20 protein-coding genes are annotated in these 17,452 nt (G+C 53.8%); 7 read left to right on the plus strand and 13 right to left on the minus strand.

The genetic code is table 11. From position 1 onward, the window contains the following. The first annotated feature begins 14 nt into the window (after positions 1-14). The 6 genes from WM46_RS15860 (at position 15) to WM46_RS15885 (ending at position 2,945) form a co-directional block, all read left to right on the plus strand. Positions 15-458 (plus strand): antirestriction protein, encoded by a 444-nt coding sequence (locus tag WM46_RS15860; protein ID WP_044349771.1) that lies wholly within the window; start codon positions 15-17, stop codon positions 456-458. Positions 459-469: 11 nt separating this feature from the next. Then, positions 470-949, plus strand: a complete 480-nt coding sequence (gene radC / locus WM46_RS15865) for a RadC family protein (RefSeq protein ID WP_102602788.1) — start codon at positions 470-472, stop codon at positions 947-949. Between the two features lie 13 nt (positions 950-962). Then, positions 963-1,184: a DUF987 domain-containing protein gene (locus WM46_RS15870; protein ID WP_102602789.1), complete on the plus strand. Its 222-nt coding sequence runs from the start codon at positions 963-965 to the stop codon at positions 1,182-1,184. 24 nt (positions 1,185-1,208) lie between these two features. Next, positions 1,209-1,568, plus strand: coding sequence for a type IV toxin-antitoxin system YeeU family antitoxin (locus tag WM46_RS15875; protein WP_102602790.1), 360 nt, complete (start codon positions 1,209-1,211; stop codon positions 1,566-1,568). A 55-nt stretch (positions 1,569-1,623) separates the two neighbouring features. After that, the gene (locus WM46_RS15880) at positions 1,624-2,010 is read left to right on the plus strand and encodes a TA system toxin CbtA family protein (RefSeq protein ID WP_102602791.1); all 387 of its coding nucleotides are present in this window, start codon (positions 1,624-1,626) and stop codon (positions 2,008-2,010) included. 86 nt (positions 2,011-2,096) lie between these two features. Beyond that, positions 2,097-2,945: a DUF4942 domain-containing protein gene (locus WM46_RS15885; protein WP_102602792.1), complete on the plus strand. Its 849-nt coding sequence runs from the start codon at positions 2,097-2,099 to the stop codon at positions 2,943-2,945. Positions 2,946-3,420: 475 nt separating this feature from the next. Here the strand turns inward: WM46_RS15885 and gss are convergent, their stop codons facing one another. Further along, positions 3,421-5,280, minus strand: a complete 1,860-nt coding sequence (gene gss, locus WM46_RS15890) for a bifunctional glutathionylspermidine amidase/synthase (protein WP_102602793.1) — start codon at positions 5,278-5,280, stop codon at positions 3,421-3,423. A gap of 195 nt (positions 5,281-5,475) precedes the next feature. Between gss and yghU the strand changes: the two genes are divergently transcribed. After that, positions 5,476-6,345, plus strand: a complete 870-nt coding sequence (gene yghU, locus WM46_RS15895; protein ID WP_102602794.1) for a glutathione-dependent disulfide-bond oxidoreductase — start codon at positions 5,476-5,478, stop codon at positions 6,343-6,345. Between the two features lie 101 nt (positions 6,346-6,446). Here yghU and WM46_RS15900 read toward each other — a convergent pair whose 3' ends face one another. The 12 genes from WM46_RS15900 to WM46_RS15955 all read right to left on the minus strand — a co-directional run bounded on the left by WM46_RS15900 (position 6,447) and on the right by WM46_RS15955 (position 17,026). Then, positions 6,447-7,130, minus strand: coding sequence for a molybdate ABC transporter substrate-binding protein (locus tag WM46_RS15900; RefSeq protein WP_102602795.1), 684 nt, complete (start codon positions 7,128-7,130; stop codon positions 6,447-6,449). Then, positions 7,130-8,182, minus strand: coding sequence for an ABC transporter substrate-binding protein (locus tag WM46_RS15905; RefSeq protein ID WP_102602796.1), 1,053 nt, complete (start codon positions 8,180-8,182; stop codon positions 7,130-7,132). Before WM46_RS15905 ends, WM46_RS15900 begins: the two co-directional genes overlap by 1 nt. Before the next feature lie 77 nt (positions 8,183-8,259). Further along, complete coding sequence (gene hybG / locus WM46_RS15910; RefSeq protein ID WP_042998137.1) at positions 8,260-8,508, minus strand: hydrogenase maturation factor HybG; 249 nt, start codon at positions 8,506-8,508, stop codon at positions 8,260-8,262. Between the two features lie 30 nt (positions 8,509-8,538). Further along, positions 8,539-8,880 (minus strand): hydrogenase maturation nickel metallochaperone HypA, encoded by a 342-nt coding sequence (gene hypA / locus WM46_RS15915; RefSeq protein ID WP_042324177.1) that lies wholly within the window; start codon positions 8,878-8,880, stop codon positions 8,539-8,541. Then, the gene (hybE, locus tag WM46_RS15920) at positions 8,873-9,361 is read right to left on the minus strand and encodes a hydrogenase-2 assembly chaperone (RefSeq protein ID WP_102602797.1); all 489 of its coding nucleotides are present in this window, start codon (positions 9,359-9,361) and stop codon (positions 8,873-8,875) included. The genes hypA and hybE overlap by 8 nt, the downstream gene beginning before the upstream one ends. Then, a complete protein-coding gene (locus tag WM46_RS15925; protein ID WP_102602798.1) occupies positions 9,354-9,848 on the minus strand; it encodes a HyaD/HybD family hydrogenase maturation endopeptidase in 495 nt (164 codons plus the stop codon). Before WM46_RS15925 ends, hybE begins: the two co-directional genes overlap by 8 nt. Beyond that, complete coding sequence (hybC, locus tag WM46_RS15930; protein ID WP_102602799.1) at positions 9,848-11,551, minus strand: hydrogenase 2 large subunit; 1,704 nt, start codon at positions 11,549-11,551, stop codon at positions 9,848-9,850. Before hybC ends, WM46_RS15925 begins: the two co-directional genes overlap by 1 nt. Continuing rightward, positions 11,548-12,726 carry a Ni/Fe-hydrogenase cytochrome b subunit gene (hybB, locus tag WM46_RS15935; RefSeq protein ID WP_061076302.1) on the minus strand — a complete coding sequence of 393 codons (1,179 nt, stop codon included), beginning with the start codon at positions 12,724-12,726 and terminating at the stop codon, positions 11,548-11,550. Before hybB ends, hybC begins: the two co-directional genes overlap by 4 nt. After that, positions 12,716-13,702 (minus strand): hydrogenase 2 operon protein HybA, encoded by a 987-nt coding sequence (hybA, locus tag WM46_RS15940; RefSeq protein ID WP_102602800.1) that lies wholly within the window; start codon positions 13,700-13,702, stop codon positions 12,716-12,718. Before hybA ends, hybB begins: the two co-directional genes overlap by 11 nt. A gap of 2 nt (positions 13,703-13,704) precedes the next feature. Next, positions 13,705-14,823 carry a hydrogenase 2 small subunit gene (gene hybO, locus WM46_RS15945; protein WP_042998143.1) on the minus strand — a complete coding sequence of 373 codons (1,119 nt, stop codon included), beginning with the start codon at positions 14,821-14,823 and terminating at the stop codon, positions 13,705-13,707. A gap of 189 nt (positions 14,824-15,012) precedes the next feature. After that, a complete protein-coding gene (locus WM46_RS15950) occupies positions 15,013-15,300 on the minus strand; it encodes a DUF2623 family protein (protein WP_061076300.1) in 288 nt (95 codons plus the stop codon). Positions 15,301-15,385: 85 nt separating this feature from the next. Continuing rightward, a complete protein-coding gene (locus WM46_RS15955; protein WP_061076299.1) occupies positions 15,386-17,026 on the minus strand; it encodes a methyl-accepting chemotaxis protein in 1,641 nt (546 codons plus the stop codon). Positions 17,027-17,452: the final 426 nt, after the last annotated feature.

A 17,452-nucleotide genomic window follows, 5' to 3' on the forward strand; every position in this document is an offset into this window, starting at 1 on the left:
CGGAGTCATTAATCATGAACAACGCATTAACGGATAACACCATTCCGACAGACACTCTTTGTGCCACACCTGTTAAAGATGAACAGCGCCTTCGTTTCTGGCCTCAGCATTTTGGCTGTATCCCGCAGTGGATAACCCTTGAGCCCAGCATCTTTGCCTGGATGGACCGGTTGTGTGCGGATTACAGCGGTGGCGTCTGGGCTTTTTACACTCTCAGCAACGGTGGTGCTTTCATGGCTCCGGAAGAGAGTGACGGTCCCTGGTCGCTGTTTAATACCCTTAATGGTAACGGCGCTGAAATGAGTGCTGAAGCTGCGGGTATTGCCGTCTGTCTGATGGCTTACAGCCACCATGCCTGCCGCGCGGAGTGCGATGCCATGACGGAACACTATTACCGTCTGCGGGATTACGCGCTGAACCATCCTGAGTGCAACGCCATTATGCACATCATCGACTGAGGCCCCGCACCATGGAAAAACAGTTACCGTTGTTTGCATATGAACTGACAGCCTCCGCACAACAGACCATCCGCGAGGCACTGACCCTGCTGGAGCGCCAGTTACGCGAACCCGGCGCATCGTTTACGTCCAGCAGCTCAGTACGTGACTGGTTACGGCTCCAGCTGACAATGGAGGAAAGAGAGGCATTTGTTCTGCTGTTGCTGGATAACCAGCATCGGCTGATTACGCACGAAACGCTGTTCAGGGGCACCATCAGCCACACCGAAGTCCATCCACGGGAAGTGGTGAAAGCCTCCCTGAAATACAATGCGGCAGCGGTGATTGTTGCTCACTGTCATCCTTCAGGCCATGCCGAACCCAGCCAGGCTGACAGACGAGTAACAGCGCGACTGAAGAATGCTCTGGACCTTGTGGAAGTGCGTCTCCTGGACCACCTCGTTATCGGCGGAATGGATATCGTCTCGTTTGCTGAACGGGGCTGGTTGTAAGGGAGGAGTATTAATGAAAATTATCAGTAAACGCCAGGCCATGACGATTTACCGTCAGCATCCTCATTCCCGGTTGTTCCGCTTCTGTACCGGCAAATACGCGTGGTCCGGCAGCATCTGCCACTATGCCGGTCGCGAGGTGGAAGATATCAGCGGTGTACTGGCCGTATTCGCAGAACGCCGCCAGGACCGCAACGGCCCGTATGTCGTATTACGCAGCGTAAGCCTGAATTAATTCACGATTAAGGAGAACTCCATTTTGTCGAAGAAAACCACGATAACAACACATGATATCAGCGAACCCTGGTGGGGACTCAGGCGCAGTGTTTCCCCGTGTTTTGGTGCCCGCCTGGTCCAGGAGGGAAACCGCCTGCATTACCTGGCTGACCGTGCGAACTTTGATGGTCAGTTCTGCGATGCGGATTTGCGCCATCTTGACCAGGCTTTCCCGGTATTGATGAAACAGCTGGGGTTAATGCTCACCAGCGGTGAACTGAATCCCCGTCATCAGCACTGCGTCACACTGTATGCAAAAGGTCTGACCTGCGAGGCCGATACGCTCGGTTCGCACGGTTATGTTTATATCGCGATTTATCCCACTCCTGCCGCCACGGCATAACACCGTAATACTTCACCCTTCAGCAAACACATCTTCCACTATAGAGATAACATTTATGCAAACTACATTGCCCTTCATGCGGGCGGTATCGTCATGTCCGTCTCCCGTGGGTGTCTGGCAGACCCTGCTGACCAGCCTGCTGGCACACCACTATGGTCTCACGCTTAACGATACGCCGTTCAGTGATGAACAGGTCATTCAGCAGCATATCGAGGCGGGTATCTCGCTGGCCGATGCCCTGAATTTTATTGTAGAAAAGTACGAACTGGTCCGGACTGACCGGCCAGGCTTCAGCATCCTGACGCAGTCTCCGTTTATCACACCCATAGATATCCTCCGGGCCAGGAAAGCAACGGGGCTGATGAACCGTGACACGTATAAAGAGGTGACGGCGATTACCAGAGGGCAACATCCGCAGGTCAGCGCTCCAAGCAAGCGATGAGCTGGACGAAACAAACCGCGTCCCGCAAGTACATCAACACCAGCCCTGACCGGCTGGTATTTTTCTGACTATAAAGGAGAGAAATAATGGCCGGAAATAATGTTAATGAACCCGAAGTGTTAACCGGGCACACTGATGTGATTTGCTCCACCAGCATTGAACGTATTGTTACAGGCCGTAATGCTGCGCTGACACGGATTCAAAGCCTTATCAGTGAACTTGATGATATCTCCATTCTGACCCACGATATCGGCGGTGGTACAGCACAAGAGTGGGGAATGCGAGAGGGCTATCGCTACGATTGCTGGTTCACGGAAAAAACCGATAAAGCAATGAAAGCGATGACCCGCAATATTGATCGCCGCATCTGGCGAGAGCTGATGAATAAATCAGGCATGCTGAGCCTGATGGATGCTGATGCCCGTGACGAGTGGCACAAAAGCCTGGAGAAAGACGATATCCCCGCGATATCTGAAGACAATATCCTCAGTACTTTCCGGCAACTGCACCAGAGTAAAGATGAGGTATTTGAACGGGGAGTTATCAACGTCTTCAAAAATCTGAGCTGGGATTACAAAAGCAACAACCCGTGCAAGTTTGGAAAAAAGATCATCATTAATAGTCTGGTGAAGTACGATAAATGGGGCTACAGCCTGAGCTGGGGCTGGCAGCGCGATCGATTAGCTGACCTGGAGCGTGTACTGATGCTCCTGAATGGAAAGCCCATCCCCGACAACCGCGCCGATGTTACCTGCCGTCTAGGCGATTATATTCATGAGAACAGGAACAGCACCAGCTATGAAGATGAGATGTTTTCTATTAAGTACTTTCAGAAGGGAACAGCGCATATCACATTTAAGCGGGCAGAGTTGGTTGATAAGCTGAATGACATCATCGCCCACCACTACCCTGGCACGCTGGCATCCATGCAGTAGTCAGGATGATTTATCTGTCTGCACAAAGTGGAATTTCATTACCCTTGAAGGGGCTGAACAAACGCCTTGCCATCTCAACTACTTATGGCCAGAATAAAGTTGGCGTACCTGGTGCTTTTCTTCTGGTGGTTTGTTACTGGATCCTTGTGACGCACCAGGTGCGTCGCCAGACAAAAGAACACAATGAAGCATCTACACATCATCCTCAGATGACCATCCCCTTGCCGTCCCCGATTCGGGTTTTAAATTCGTACCAGGCGGGACAGAGGGTACAAATGAGGGCATAAATTTCATCACATCAAAAATTTTATTTATAAATCATAAAAATAAATCAAAACATCGATTCCGAGTCCGGCACCACTTCTTTAAAGAACCCGCCCAAAAGGCGGGTTTTTGCTTTTGGGATTCTGTAATGATAAGCCGAAAGGCTGCATGACAGCTTGATTCGGCTTACAAATCGATATTCTGGTCTTCTCTACCCCTTCAGCACAATCAACGGTTCAATATCGCTCTCTTTTTTGATCACCAGCGATTCATCACCACGCAAACAGGTGCCGCCATAGTTTCCACCGACGGTAAAGGTGCACACCTGAATATATTTACCGGCAACGTTTGGCAGACACCATAATTGCTGATAAATGTTTTTCTGCTCGGCAAATTTACCGCTGGTTTTATCCAGCAGCTCTTCCTGATGACTGACCAGGTCGATATTACTCCCACAGCGACCGGCAATCGGTTTCACCGCATAACCGGTTTGCGCCAGTTCATCATTGACGATGAAATCGGTATCCAGCAGGTAGCGGTGGTGCGGGAAGAGTTGCCACAGGATCGGCAGGATGGCTTTGTTACCCGGGATCACCGTCCACAGCGGCTCAAAAACCAGTACTTCCGGGCGCAGTAGCACGTCGATCAATCGAACGTCCTGATGGGTATGCCCGGTACGAATCGGCACGGCGGCATATTCGGTTTCGCTGACCTCGCGTACCTGTTCAATCGCCGTTTCCCACGCCCAGGTTTTCCAGACGCAGTTCACCAGGCGTCCGTCACCGTCAATGAGTTGTCCGGCATCGTCCCAGCGCAGTTCATCCAGCCCACGCAGGATCTTACTTTCAAACCCGGCCTGATGCAGCGCCTGCTGCATAAACTGGGCATGATAGTTTTCCTCAATATCCTTATCCTGCATGATGTGCACAAAAGGACGCGCGTGGCTGTGTTTCCAGGCTCCCGCCAGTTCGTTAATCAACCCTTCTGCCGGATTGTGCCCCGGCCCTTTATAGCCCTGCTCCGCCCAGCGTTCGAGGATCAGCCCCGCCTCGGTATGACACGACGCGGAATCGGCGTTGTATTCGTACACCTTCAACCCGCGCTCATCCATACAGAAATCCATACGACCAGTGATCATATGGTGGCGACGGCGCTGCCACGAGAGACGCAAACGCGGCCAGAGGATTTTGGGAATGTCAAACAGCGCCAACAGGTTGTCGTCTTTCAGCACCTTATCCGTGGCGTGCAGATACATCAGATGCAGCTCGTTGGTCGCTTTGATCAACTCCTGCTCAGCACTCTCTGTCATCGTGAAATACTGGTATGGATCCTGATTGATCACGTGACCATTCGCGGCCACATAGGCTTTTTGCAGCGGATCCTGTTCGTCCAGCCATTTACCGTCAAACTGGCCTTGTTCTTCCAGTCTTGCAGCGCCAATCTTCAGCGAATCATTGGCAATCTCCGGCTGCGGCAGGCTGTGCTCAGTATCGTCGGTCTGGATCATCCAGCCCAGAATGGTGGTGTCGTCAAAGGTGTCTTTCAGGGTATAGCAGCCATTTTCCACCACCATCTCCAGCTCACGCGTCCACTGCTGTCCGGGAGGAAGCGGAGTGTGAATGACGTTCTGCTCGGCAATGCGGATTTTGTTGTCCAGCAACTGAGTGATAATCGCAACGTGGCCGGTGTCTTTAAATTCACCGCCTTTCTGCCAGATGAGCAACGCCCCGGCGACCGGCGCGCGGGGCGACCCGTTCGGAAACGCCTGCAACGGCAAAATATTGTCGTTCACCACTTCGCGCAGAAAACGCAGTGAGAAGATCTCCCACGCCATGCCGACATCGGTGAACACCGCACCATAATTCAGGAAGAGGAAACGGCGCGCGAATTCGACGCACTGCCATTTGTGGCCCATATATTCATTGTCGATATAGCTGCGGAATGCAGCATCATCGTCATAGTCCCGTGGGTCGAGGGAGCTGTAATCTGAAGAGTATATCGCTACACCACCGGGGGCATAGCCCAATAATGTCCCGAACGGGGCATCCTGACTGGTCGTTCCTTTGCTCATGCACCTTACCTCAAAACTGTACAGCTGGGCAGCTTCTGCTTGCCTGCCCTACACCGCCGACCATCATACACCTCAACGCAGCGGGAGCGTGCGCAACAACAAAAAATAGGCAGGTGTAAATGTGCCGATCTGTTAAAGGTACGGATGGCGACCTGCTACACTGCTTCAACACAACCACTCAGAAGGCAGGTCAACATGTCAGATAACACTTATCAGCCCGCGAAAGTCTGGACGTGGGAAAAATCCAACGGCGGTGCGTTCGCCAACATCAACCGTCCGATCTCTGGTCCGACGCACGACAAAACACTGCCCGTCGGTAAGCATCCGCTTCAGCTCTATTCGCTGGGCACGCCGAACGGTCAGAAAGTCACCATCATGCTGGAAGAACTGCTGTCGCAGGGGGTGAGCGGCGCGGAGTACGATGCCTGGCTGATCCGCATTGGCGAAGGGGATCAGTTCTCCAGCGGCTTTGTGGAGGTTAACCCGAACTCGAAGATCCCGGCATTACGCGATCATTCTCAGAATCCGCCGGTGCGCGTGTTTGAGTCGGGCTCGATCCTGCTGTATCTGGCAGAAAAGTTTGGCTACTTCCTGCCGCAGGATCGGGCAAAACGTACCGAAACCCTGAACTGGTTGTTCTGGCTCCAGGGCGCAGCGCCCTTCCTTGGCGGTGGTTTCGGCCACTTCTATCACTACGCGCCGGTGAAGATTGAGTACGCGATCAACCGCTTTACGATGGAAGCCAAACGCCTGCTGGACGTGCTGGATAAACAGCTGGCGCATAACGCTTACGTAGCGGGCGATGAGTACACCATTGCCGATATGGCTATCTGGCCGTGGTTTGGCAACGTAGTGTTGGGCAATGTGTACGACGCGGCAGAATTCCTTGACGCGGACAGCTATAAAAATGTGCAACGTTGGGCAAAAGAGATCGCTGAACGTCCGGCGGTCAAACGCGGACGGATTGTGAATCGCACCAACGGACCGTTGAATGAGCAGCTTCATGAGCGTCATGACGCCAGTGATTTCGACACGAGCACCGAAGATAAACGCCATCCGGCATAGTAGTGCCTGATGGCGCTACGCTTATCAGGCCTACACTACCCCAACCGTAGGCCGGATAAGACGTTTACGTCGCCATCCGGCTGGATGCCACCCTCTGAGAGTCAGGCGAATCCATGCTGACAGAAAATTAATCCCGCCTGCGGCGACAGTAAAAAATCGGCGAACGGCTTTCCCTTTTCGCTCAGGCAGGCAAATCCATATTCTGCGACCGGATTATAAGGCTCCGGAATATCCACCACCGTCAGCGTCTCAATCAGTCGCAGCCTGGGCGCATAGCTGGCATACCCGATGAAGATATCGGTGTAATCCTTGTTGATTAACCACTCAGCAGCCAGACTTCCTGCCGGAAGCGGTAAGGTATCCCTGCCGCCGACCAGCGCCACCGCCCGTTTCCGGGCGCGTGCACCTGCATCGCCCATTCGTGAAAAGAGCTGCTGAGTGTAATCCCCGGACGGATCGCATCCCGCCGTTGAAGTGCCAATCCGCAGGTCCGGGCGCGTTAACAGCGATAACCAGTCATCACCTTCTCGCACGACATCCGCCCGCGCGGTAAGACACAGGCGATTGCTCGCAAAGGGAGCCACTGACTGTGCACGACCAGCGTCCAGCAGCGCTTGCGGATGCGTCATATTCGCCGAGGCAAAAAAGTCACAGGGTTCACCGGCTTCAATCCGTTCGCGCAGCAATCCCGCCGGACCAAAATCACAGAGAACATCCTTCTCCTGATAACAGGCCATCAGCGACTGCCACACCGCACGCAGACTGCCCGCTGCGAGGATATGCATCAGTCAACGCCCTGATAGTCGGTGCGATAAAAACGCTGATACCAGCCATTCGCTACGCTGCGCATATCAATGTCCGTAAATTTCTGCGGATACAGCTTTTTCGCCATCCACAGCTCGCCAATCCCCATCGCTTCCGGCATTGGATAGCCCCAGGCCTTCGCGTAGTCAGGCATCAGATAGACACGATGATTTTTCACCGCATCAATCACCTGCCACTGCGGGCTTTGCAGGATCTCGTCAACCACTTTCGGATAACGATCCTGCACAAAAATAACCTGCGGGTTCCAGGCAATCACCTGTTCCATCGCCACTGGCTTGAAGCCCTTAACGGTTGAGGCCGCCACGTTCAGCGCCCCGGCATGCGCCATCATCAGGCCGGTATATTTGCCTGAACCGTAGGTAGTCAGATCCGGGTTGGCCATATAGGCGCGAACGCGTTGATCTTCAGGGATCGCCTGCAGACGATCGCTCACCAGCTTGCGTCCCTTATCGGTGGCGTCGATCAGCGCCTTCGCCTCTTGCGGTTTATTCACAATATCGCCGATAAGCGTGATCCCTTCCCGCAACCCCCGATCGTAGGCCTGTTCCTCGTCCGCCATGGTGGGGTTCATTTTGGTCTGTTCCCCTGCCGCGTCGTGACGCAGAGAGATCGCTACCACCGGAATGCCGAGGCTGCTGATTTTGTCGATCATCTCCTGCGGCGCGTAGTTCGTGACAAACACCACCTGTGGGTGCAGCGCCACCAGTTGTTCCGGATCAACGTGGGTTAAATCGCCCAGCGCGGTTTTTTGGGCCAGCTCCGGCGCCAGTCGCGCGTAGCCATCACCCAATTGCTGCTTCCAGTTCGCCATCACGCCGACAATTTTGTCGGTCGCATTCATCTGGACCAACAGGTTGAGCGTCTGATGCTGAAGCACGACAACGCGATCCACCTTGTCCGGCACGGTAACCTGGCGGCCAATCTGGTCGGTAAAGGTACGGTCAGCTTGCGCCATGAAGGGGAGAGAAAAAAGCAACGCCAGCAGGGAGAGCTGGCGTAAGAATTTAAGCATGAGTGTATCCTCGCATTCGATGTATAATTAAGTATACAGCGATGTGAGAACACTTAACAGATTGTCATCTGGAGTTATCAGGCGCTGGTCACGTCGTACTCCATACGGCGTAGCGCATCCAGCGTGGCTTTGGCTTCTTCTTCATCGATGATGCTCATCGCAAACCCCACATGCACTAACACCCACTGCCCGACCAGTTCTGCAGGACTGCCTTCACATATCAGCGCAATATTCACATCACGCTTGATGCCGCACACTTCCACCTGCGCAAGCTGGTGAATATCTTCACCGACGGCCAGAACCTGGCCCGGAACGCCTATACACATATCTGACTCCGCCCCATGTCACATCATGGTTTATTCAACTTCAATACTTTTCACTTTCAGCGAATCGCCGGTATCAACGCGCAGTCGGTCGCCATGACAACGCGGACATTGCGCATCGTGCTGGGTGATTTCAACCGCCTGACTGCAATCCCAGCACCATGCCTGTGCCGGTTTGTAATCGATGTGCAATTCACAGCCTTGCGCCACCGTCCCCTGGCAGACAATGTCAAAACTAAAACGTACCGCGCTCTCTTCGACACAGGACAGCGCGCCAATCTCCAGCCACACGCCGGTGACGCGCTTTACGCCATGCTGCTCAGCCTGCTGTTGAATGATTTCAACCGCACTCTGGCAAAGAGACAGCTCATGCATTCTGCAAACCCCGACGCCCGAACAGCAACGCGCGACGGCTTGTCTGCGGCGCATCCGGATCGCTGACCGGCAGTGACAGCAGCATGCGCGCGCAGTCATCGGCCAGACGCACGCCCTCTTGCGCCGACAGGCTGTGATTGAGCGGCGACATCAGGGAACAAGAGAGGTATTGCGATACACCATCCAGCTCACCCACCGTGAACGTCATTGTGCCATACGGCAGACGCAACCCAAGCTTTTCACTAACTTTACGCACCGGCCAGAGCTGGTCTGGCCCTGGGAAAATCAGCGCGCTCAGCATCCACGGCGTAATCACGCATCCCGTCCACTGCCCTTCAAACAGCGTAAAGTCAGAGATATACACTGGCATATCAGGATGCAGGAAGGACAGATCGTGCATTGAACGCTGCGCAATCGCTTCAAACGCAGCCTGAACCTGTGCTTTCGGAGCAGTCTGGAACCCGGAAATCTCCTCAGACATGCGTCGCCTCCCGTGGGATCGCTTCAACGCCCGACTCACGCAGCGCTGCCAGAACCTGCGCAAGCGCAGGTTCAATCATTGCTTCAACCGTTGGCGTTAAGCCAATGTTCGGCTCCAGCGATTCCGGAATGACGCCAATCAGCGTCAGTTTTTTCGGAAACTCGCCGGTAAAACGAAGGGCCGACAGAACGTCGGCCAGGCCCAGTTGGTGCGGGGAGATTTTGTTGGTAAACAGCGCCGGCACTTCATCATCCCGCAGGATCATCAGCGTACCCGGGGCGTTTTTTCTCGAGACAATGGCGTCCGCGATGATCAGATGATCCCGGTTCGCCATGTCGCCGAGCAACTCCATACCCGCCGTACCGCCATCGAGGATTTCAACGAAATCCGGCAATTCGTATCGCTGCTCTAAGGCTTCAACGATACGAACGCCGATGGCTTCATCGGTCAGCAAAATATTGCCGACCCCTAAGACTAAAATCCGCATTACAGAACCTTCACAGAGACAACTTCGTTCCCGTCAGCGTCAACAACGTGCACCGCACACGCCATACAAGGGTCGAAGGAGTGAATAGTACGTACTACTTCCAGCGGTTTTTCCGGATCGGCAATCGGCGTACCGACCAGCGACTGTTCGTACGGACCGACGTCATCGTTGAAGTTACGCGGACCGGAGTTCCAGGTTGACGGTACTACCGCCTGGTAGTTGCTGATAATGCCGTCTTTAATCACCATCCAGTGAGAGAGCATCCCGCGCGGCGCTTCAAGGAAACCAACACCTTTGAATTCACCCGTTGCCGGAATATTCGGTTTCACGAACGTGGTGTGATCACCTTTGCCGATATTGGCAATCAGCGCACTGTACTGATTCTGCAGGATACCCTGCAGTTCGCAGCAGTGAACGGTACGCCCAATAATGCGACCCAGCGTAGAGTGCAACTGCGCCACTTCCAGCGTTTTGCCCGTCAGCTTCTGATAAATCGCAATGATTTCATTCAGTTTCGCCTTCGTGGCCTCACGTCCGGACGCCAGTTTAACCAGCATGTTCGCCAGCGGACCCACTTCGACGGTTTTACCGTAGAAGGTCGGGGATTTCACCCATGAATATTTGCCATCATCCGACCAGCCGTTATATTCCGGAATGGTCGTCCCTTCCCACGGTGCCTGCGGAGCTTCGTCTTTATACCAGGCGTGCTTGGCGCTCTCCTGGATCCCTTTGATCAGGTACTCGTCAGAGTGAGAAGAGATCAGGCGATAGCTCGACAGATCCGCATTCTCGATATAGCCGCCCGGGAACAGGAAGCTGCCGTTCTTCCCGTCAGTCGGGAATTCCGGCGCAGCCAGATAGTTGACCGCCCCTTTACCATGCTCCAGCCAGTCCGGATAAAACGCCGCGATCACCGCGGTATCCACCTTGTAAACCTGTTCAACAAAGTCGCTCAGTTTGTCGATGAAGGACTTGATGTACATCAGGCGTTCCAGGTTCAACACGCCCAGACCATCGAGGTTGATCGGGTTGGCAACGCCACCCACCGCCAGGTTCTGGATGTGCGGCGTTTTACCGCCCAGCAGCGCCACTACGCGGTTAGCATCACGCTGACATTCCAGCGCCTGCAGATAGTGAGCTACCGCAATCAGGTTCACTTCCGGCGGCAGTTTCATCGCCGGGTGTCCCCAGTAACCGTTGGCGAAAATCCCCAACTGACCGCTGGCAACCAGGTCTTTGATCTTGTTCTGAACCTTCGTGAACTCTTCCGCGCTGTTCAGATGCCAGGTCGACACGCCGTTCAGCATCGCTGACGCTTTTGCCGGATCGGCTTTCAGCGCCGAGGTAATATCCACCCAGTCCAGCGCCGAAAGCTGGTAGAAGTGAACGATATGGTCATGAGTCGTATGCGCCGACAGAATGATGTTACGGATATACTGAGCGTTGACCGGAACGTCGATGTTCAGCGCGCTTTCTGCCGCACGAACGGAGGCGATCGCGTGCGTGGTCGTACAAACGCCACAAATACGCTGCACAATCATCCACGCGTCACGCGGATCGCGATTCTTCACGATCTCTTCCATACCGCGCCACATGGTGCCGGAAGCCCATGCTTTTGAAACAACGCCGTTTTCGATTTCGCAATCGATACGTAAGTGCCCCTCAATACGGGTTACGGGATCAATAGTAATTCTCTGGCTCATGCTTTGCTCGCCTCATGACGATTGTGATCGTTTTGTTTTAAAGGAGGAAGTATCGGCAGTAGACGAATGAGTACGATATAAGCGCAAATCTCAATAGCCACAAAACCAATAGAAATCAACAGTTCTTCCCAGGTCGGGAAGTAGTGGTAGCCACCGCCTGGATTGAATGCCACCAGCGAATAGGACAGACGCCATGCAGCACAACCCAACAGCGCGCTCAGCGCAGACAAGTACAGCATACGGGAGTCAAAACGCCACTTCGCAACGCGCAGCACCACTATCGGGAAGACCATCAGCACGACTTCAAGCCAGAACATTGCTGAGTAGAAATCGCCTGCAAAGGCATACGACAGCTTGTCCCGGTAAATCAGCTCACCAAAGCGCAGCACGACAAAGATCGCCAGCATCACGCTGATGGTGTTCGTCAACTTGATGAACAGATTCTTCTCATCCGGACCGTTTCCTTTCAGACCCGCCTGAACCAGCGAGCCTTCAAAGATGACGATCGAGAAGCCCATAATAAAGGCGGTCAACACCGAGAACAGCGGCAACATTTCATAGCTTTGCCACAGCGGATGCACCTTGTAGCCTGCCGAGATCATCAGCGAGCCCATTGAGGACTGGTGCATAGTTGGCAGCAGCGCACCGAGGGCGATGATGAAGAACATCAGCTTGTTCAGGCGTTTCAGCGACACCTTCCAGCCCAGACGTTCAAACAACGCAGGGGCAAACTCCAGCGCCATCACCCCAATGTAGATGGTCATACAGACCGCCGTCTCGAACAGCACCGAGTTCACGTTGAAGTGACCCGGAATGTAGAAGTACGGCAGGTTCCAGTAACGACCCACATCAATGGTGATTGACAAGCCACCCAGAGAATAACCAAACAGACTCGCCAGCAGCGCCGGACGCACCAGCGGATGGTATTGTCCCCGGTTGAAGACATACACCGCCCACGCCAGCGCCCAACCGCCACAGGCAAAGCCGGTGCCGATTAACAGGTCAAAGGCAATCCAGACGCCCCACGGGAAACCGCCGTTCAGATCGGAGACAGACCCCAATCCAAATACCAGACGCTTCACGATCAGGAGCATACAGAGGATGATTAACGGCCCGAAGATGATGACCGGTTTGCTGATAATTTTGCCGCCCAGCGGTTTAGGATCATGACTCATGATCGTCTCCTCCGTCGTGATGGTCGTTTTTGGTATTACGACGAACCAGCACGGTCAAGCCCGCCAGCACGGCCAGTGGTAGCATCATGCCTTTATACAGGGTGTGTTGAACATGTTCGGAACGCGCGCCGGTTGAAATCTCATCCAGCTTCGGCAGATCCAGATTCTCGTAAGGAACACCTGTCAGTACCATTACCTGCGTACCACCACCCTCTTTCTCGCCGTACAAATGGGGGTAATACTTCGGTACCGTATGCAGATAGGTATCACCAGCTTTCACCGTCTGACGCGGATAGTGGTATTCGCTGCCAGGCTTCAGCGCCAGGCGTTTTTGCGCCTCGGCCATCAACTCTTCACGGGTACCAAAAATGACCGCCCCGGCAGGACAAACCTCAACACAGCCAGGCAAGCCGCCCTTATCGAGACGCTCAACGCCTTTCTGGTTACACAGTTCACATTTGTGAAGCGCACCAAACGGGTTGTTGTAGTCATACTTCGGCACGTTGTACGGACAGGCAACCATGCAGTAACGGCAGCCGGTACAAACGTCTTTGTTGTAATGAACGATGCCGGTTTTCGGATCTTTTTTCAGCGCGGAAACCGGGCAGACAGAAACGCAGTTGGGATCGACGCAGTGCATACACTGTTTCTTGATGTAGGCATAGCCGTTCTCTTCCTGATCTTTATTGACGCCCGTGCCGCTACGCCACACCTGAATGATGTTATTGGTATACGGCGACAGTTTGTCGTTGTTCGACCAGGTCTGCTCCCCTTCCGGGTTACGCATCGGGAAGTTGATATCCTGACACTTGGTCACACAGGCCTGACAGCCCACGCACAGCGTCGAGTCATACAACATACCCAGAGAACCGGGGATGGGCGGGCGATTTTCTGCAGCCGCGTGGCTGATAGACGGCGCAGCGCCTAACAGCAACGCCCCGCCGGAGGCTGCTTTGATAAAGTTACGTCTGTTCACGGTTATTCTCCCCGTGAGTCAGCGTTATCTTTCTTTTGCTGACGCCCCAGTTCACGTACCGCCATCACGCTGACGCCGGCCACCAGACCGACAACGCCGCCAAGCAACCCGATAGCGCCGGCAGAAATGTTGCCGCCCTCTTTCATGTTCACATCAGGTTTTTCGGAGCGGGGGGTCTGATTTTCCACGTGAGCAAGTTGGTGAATGCCCTTATGGAAACCAACGCCTTCTTCGTTGCAGCCGTAGCATGGGTGACCAATCGCCACCGGCCAGACGCCGCCAACGTCGCAGAATTGCAGTGTAGAGCAGTTGCCCCAGGTTTCTGGCCCTTTACAGCCGAGGTGGTAGAGGCACCAGCCTTCGCGGTGGCCTTCATCGCCGAACTCTTTCGCGAAGCGACCAGCATCGAAGTGCGGACGACGTTCGCAGTGTTCGTGAATCAGGCGGCCATAGGCGAAGGTCGGACGGTTTTTCGCATCCAGCTTCGGCGGTTTGCCCCAGGTGATGATATGGGCGACGGTCGCCAGGAAGTTATGCGGGTTCGGCGGGCAGCCCGGAATGTTGATGATGGTTTTACCTGGCAGAACTTCCTGCAGGCCAACCGCACCGGTCGGGTTCACGCCGGCAGCGGCAACACCACCCCATGCGGCACAGGAACCGATAGCGATAATCGCTGCCGCGCCTTCTGCCGCTTTGCGGATATGATCCACAATCGGCTCACCGGCAACCATGCAGTAAATACCGTTATCTTTTAATGGGATGGAACCATCAACGACCAACACATACTGCCCTTTGTACTTCTCGAGCGCATTGTGTTTGTTCTCTTCAACCTGGTGGCCGAAGGCAGCGGAAAGTACCTCATGATATTCCAGAGAGATGGTCTCCAGAACAAGGTTTTCTACCGTGGGGTGGGTCGCGCGAAGGAGGGATTCGGTACAGCCCGTGCATTCCTGAGCACCAATCCAGACAACCGGCGGGCGCTGTGGACGAGATACCGATTCAGCCATTTCGGCGGCGGCTTTGCTACTGAGCCCCATCGTGGCGGCGAGTGCTGCACAAAGCTTCATGAAATCACGACGGTTTACGCCATGGGAATTAATGAGAGTGTTATCTCCAGTCATTTTATAGTTATTCCGTTACGAAGACCTGGCTCTTATTTTGCACCAACCACAAATCCGTAACTGCGATCGGTGCGCCATTTACCACACTTTTGTTATGGTTATGTAGCCTATGATACTGCGATGGAATAATAAAACGAAGGGAGTAGCGGCTAGTGTAATTAATTAAAGCAAGATAATACCCCCTTTGGATCAACCTTCGAGTCGATAACCCGCCATGAAAAAGCGAATTGTGGTGCTGGATTGATTTTCCCGAAAGAAGTCCATCACCATTTCTTTATCCAGCCCATAACGCCGCGTCAGGATCCCTGCCTCCCAGGCGCTGAGTTGTCTGTCGCCGGTTTTTTCAAACATGCGATGCGAGAATCCTAATACAAATCCGCGCTTATAATCCGAGCAAAAATCCACCACATTGCGAGCGCTGTCCGCTTGCGTGGCGCTTAATCCGGCCATCAGGCCCTTGCCAAAATGATTATTCATGACCCCTCCTCAATCGCTATATAATAAATTATATAGCGATCTTTTAAACAAAGGCCAGAGGGTTCAGCGACTTTTTTACTCTCCCTTAGAACGCCACCCACTCATCGCCTGGCGCAGCGGTTTCCGTGCGGCGTTGACCGGCGGGTGCCACACTTTTGGCGGGGAGATTGGGCGTGTCATTTTGCGACAACCGGAACTGTTGTACGGAACGTTGTAAATCTTCCGTCTGTCTCTCCAGCGCGGCGGCGGCGGCGGAAACCTGCTCCACCAGCGCGGCGTTTTGCTGCGTAACGCCATCCATTTGAGTAATCGCGACGCCGACCTGCGAAATCCCTTTGCTCTGTTCCTCAGACGCCGAGGCAATTTGTTTCATGATGGTATCGACTTCCGTCACGCCACGCAGGATCGCCTCCATCGTTGAGCCGGTATCCTTCACCAGCACCGCGCCATGGTCGACGCGACGCACGGATTCGGCAATCAGTGTTTCAATCTCTTTTGCCGCATTCGCACTGCGGCTTGCCAGATTACGCACTTCACCGGCGACGACAGCAAAACCACGCCCTTGCTCACCCGCACGCGCGGCTTCGACCGCAGCGTTCAATGCAAGAATGTTGGTCTGGAAGGCAATGCTATTGATGACGGTCGTTATTTCCGCAATCTGCTTCGAGCTGGCGGAAATCCCGTCCATGGTCTCGACCACTTCGGACACCAGCGAACCGCCTTTCCCTGCCGTGCGTGATGCCGCATCCGCCAGAAGACTTGCCTGACGGGCGTTATCCGCATTCAGTTTCACCGTAGCGGTGAGCTGTTCCATGCTGGCAGCGGTCTCCTCCAGCGCCGCAGCCTGCTCTTCCGTTCGCGACGAAAGATCGTTGTTGCCGCTGGAGATTTCAGTGGCGCCACGCCAGATATTGTCGCTGCCGGAACGGATCGTGTTTACCGCGTCGCGCAGGCTGTCCTGCATCGCCCGTAATAAAGGCACTAGCTGGCCGACGCAGTTGCGGCCAATATCGTCAATCGGCTGACTGAGATCGCCCTGAGCTATCTGGCGAAACTGCTGGCGGATCCGCGCCAGCGGTTTCACCAGCATGGTCACCAGATAGCGATCGGTGAAGAAGAGGATCGCGATACCCAGGATCACCGCACCGATGATCAGCGTACGGATGATCGACGTTTTGCCATCTACCATCACGCGGGTTTGATCCAGCATGACGCCTGCAGTTTTATTAAAACGTTCCGCACTGGCACCAAACGCCCGGCTCAATACCGGCGTCACCTTGTTTGCCTGCTCGCTCCAGGCACTCTGGGTACCCTGTTGTGCCAGCTGCATTTGCGGCGTGACACCCTTATCAAGCAGATCCTGCCAGCTTGCCAGCACGGCGGCAGACACCTCGGGATCCATCGGGCCCGGCGAAAGAGTTTTCATCTCTTGCAGATTTTTGCTCATGTTATCCAGCGCCTGCTGCACGGGAGCGAAATCCGGCGTGCCGCCGCTGGCTTTCAGTTCCATCGCGCGACTGAGACGGGTAACAAAGCGGAAATACTGATCGTTGCCCTGGCTGAGCACCGTCATCTGGCGAACAAGATGGCGATCGACTTCGTTGCCTTCAGCGACACGGGAAAGAGACCAGGTGCTGTACAGACCCACACCCACCCACATTAAACAGAAAATACCCAGGATCGTCAGCATGACGGCCCGAATGGTGAAATTACGCAGTATGTACATATATGTTCCTTGCCGTTAGGGAAAAGTCGCCCAGAGGCGAGTCTTAACCTCGTTATCGGCAGAAACGGGCGAAGTTATAATCTTTCGTAGGTATTTTTATAAAAATTTTCGATCCCTTTCATTTCCCAGGAAACACATGCTCAGAAGATGAAAATCCCTCTGGAAATTACGTGTTTATTTTTTTCAGGGAATGTTGAAATGTAAAACACTGACTCAGCAAATTATTTACCCATCCCGAATGAGGCATGCCATTCTGAATGGTAGCATCTATGAATGTTGTCCAATTTTGGATAAAACACTAATAATTTGTCCGCTAAGTGCACAGTTGCATTGATAGAAAAAATGTAATCATGTGAATTAATTAATTTAAATAGCCATCACGCATGATATTTTTTCAGTCCAATTTTAGACTTTATTACATCAACA

The organism is Citrobacter freundii complex sp. CFNIH2, assembly GCF_002880615.1.
GTDB lineage: Bacteria > Pseudomonadota > Gammaproteobacteria > Enterobacterales > Enterobacteriaceae > Citrobacter_A > Citrobacter_A amalonaticus_F.

What these genes read in the sequence shown, in the direction of transcription:
- WM46_RS15925 (WP_102602798.1), bottom strand. Translation starts at nt 9,848, where the DNA reads ATGCGGATTTTAGTCTTAGGGGTCGGCAATATTTTGCTGACCGATGAA.
- hybO (WP_042998143.1), bottom strand. Translation starts at nt 14,823, where the DNA reads ATGACTGGAGATAACACTCTCATTAATTCCCATGGCGTAAACCGTCGT.
- WM46_RS15900 (WP_102602795.1), bottom strand. Translation starts at nt 7,130, where the DNA reads ATGCATATCCTCGCAGCGGGCAGTCTGCGTGCGGTGTGGCAGTCGCTG.
- WM46_RS15860 (WP_044349771.1), top strand. Translation starts at nt 15, where the DNA reads ATGAACAACGCATTAACGGATAACACCATTCCGACAGACACTCTTTGT.
- hybE (WP_102602797.1), bottom strand. Translation starts at nt 9,361, where the DNA reads ATGTCTGAGGAGATTTCCGGGTTCCAGACTGCTCCGAAAGCACAGGTT.
- WM46_RS15880 (WP_102602791.1), top strand. Translation starts at nt 1,624, where the DNA reads ATGCAAACTACATTGCCCTTCATGCGGGCGGTATCGTCATGTCCGTCT.
- hypA (WP_042324177.1), bottom strand. Translation starts at nt 8,880, where the DNA reads ATGCATGAGCTGTCTCTTTGCCAGAGTGCGGTTGAAATCATTCAACAG.
- gss (WP_102602793.1), bottom strand. Translation starts at nt 5,280, where the DNA reads ATGAGCAAAGGAACGACCAGTCAGGATGCCCCGTTCGGGACATTATTG.
- yghU (WP_102602794.1), top strand. Translation starts at nt 5,476, where the DNA reads ATGTCAGATAACACTTATCAGCCCGCGAAAGTCTGGACGTGGGAAAAA.
- WM46_RS15905 (WP_102602796.1), bottom strand. Translation starts at nt 8,182, where the DNA reads ATGCTTAAATTCTTACGCCAGCTCTCCCTGCTGGCGTTGCTTTTTTCT.
- WM46_RS15885 (WP_102602792.1), top strand. Translation starts at nt 2,097, where the DNA reads ATGGCCGGAAATAATGTTAATGAACCCGAAGTGTTAACCGGGCACACT.
- hybC (WP_102602799.1), bottom strand. Translation starts at nt 11,551, where the DNA reads ATGAGCCAGAGAATTACTATTGATCCCGTAACCCGTATTGAGGGGCAC.
- radC (WP_102602788.1), top strand. Translation starts at nt 470, where the DNA reads ATGGAAAAACAGTTACCGTTGTTTGCATATGAACTGACAGCCTCCGCA.
- WM46_RS15955 (WP_061076299.1), bottom strand. Translation starts at nt 17,026, where the DNA reads ATGTACATACTGCGTAATTTCACCATTCGGGCCGTCATGCTGACGATC.
- WM46_RS15950 (WP_061076300.1), bottom strand. Translation starts at nt 15,300, where the DNA reads ATGAATAATCATTTTGGCAAGGGCCTGATGGCCGGATTAAGCGCCACG.
- hybB (WP_061076302.1), bottom strand. Translation starts at nt 12,726, where the DNA reads ATGAGTCATGATCCTAAACCGCTGGGCGGCAAAATTATCAGCAAACCG.
- WM46_RS15870 (WP_102602789.1), top strand. Translation starts at nt 963, where the DNA reads ATGAAAATTATCAGTAAACGCCAGGCCATGACGATTTACCGTCAGCAT.
- hybG (WP_042998137.1), bottom strand. Translation starts at nt 8,508, where the DNA reads ATGTGTATAGGCGTTCCGGGCCAGGTTCTGGCCGTCGGTGAAGATATT.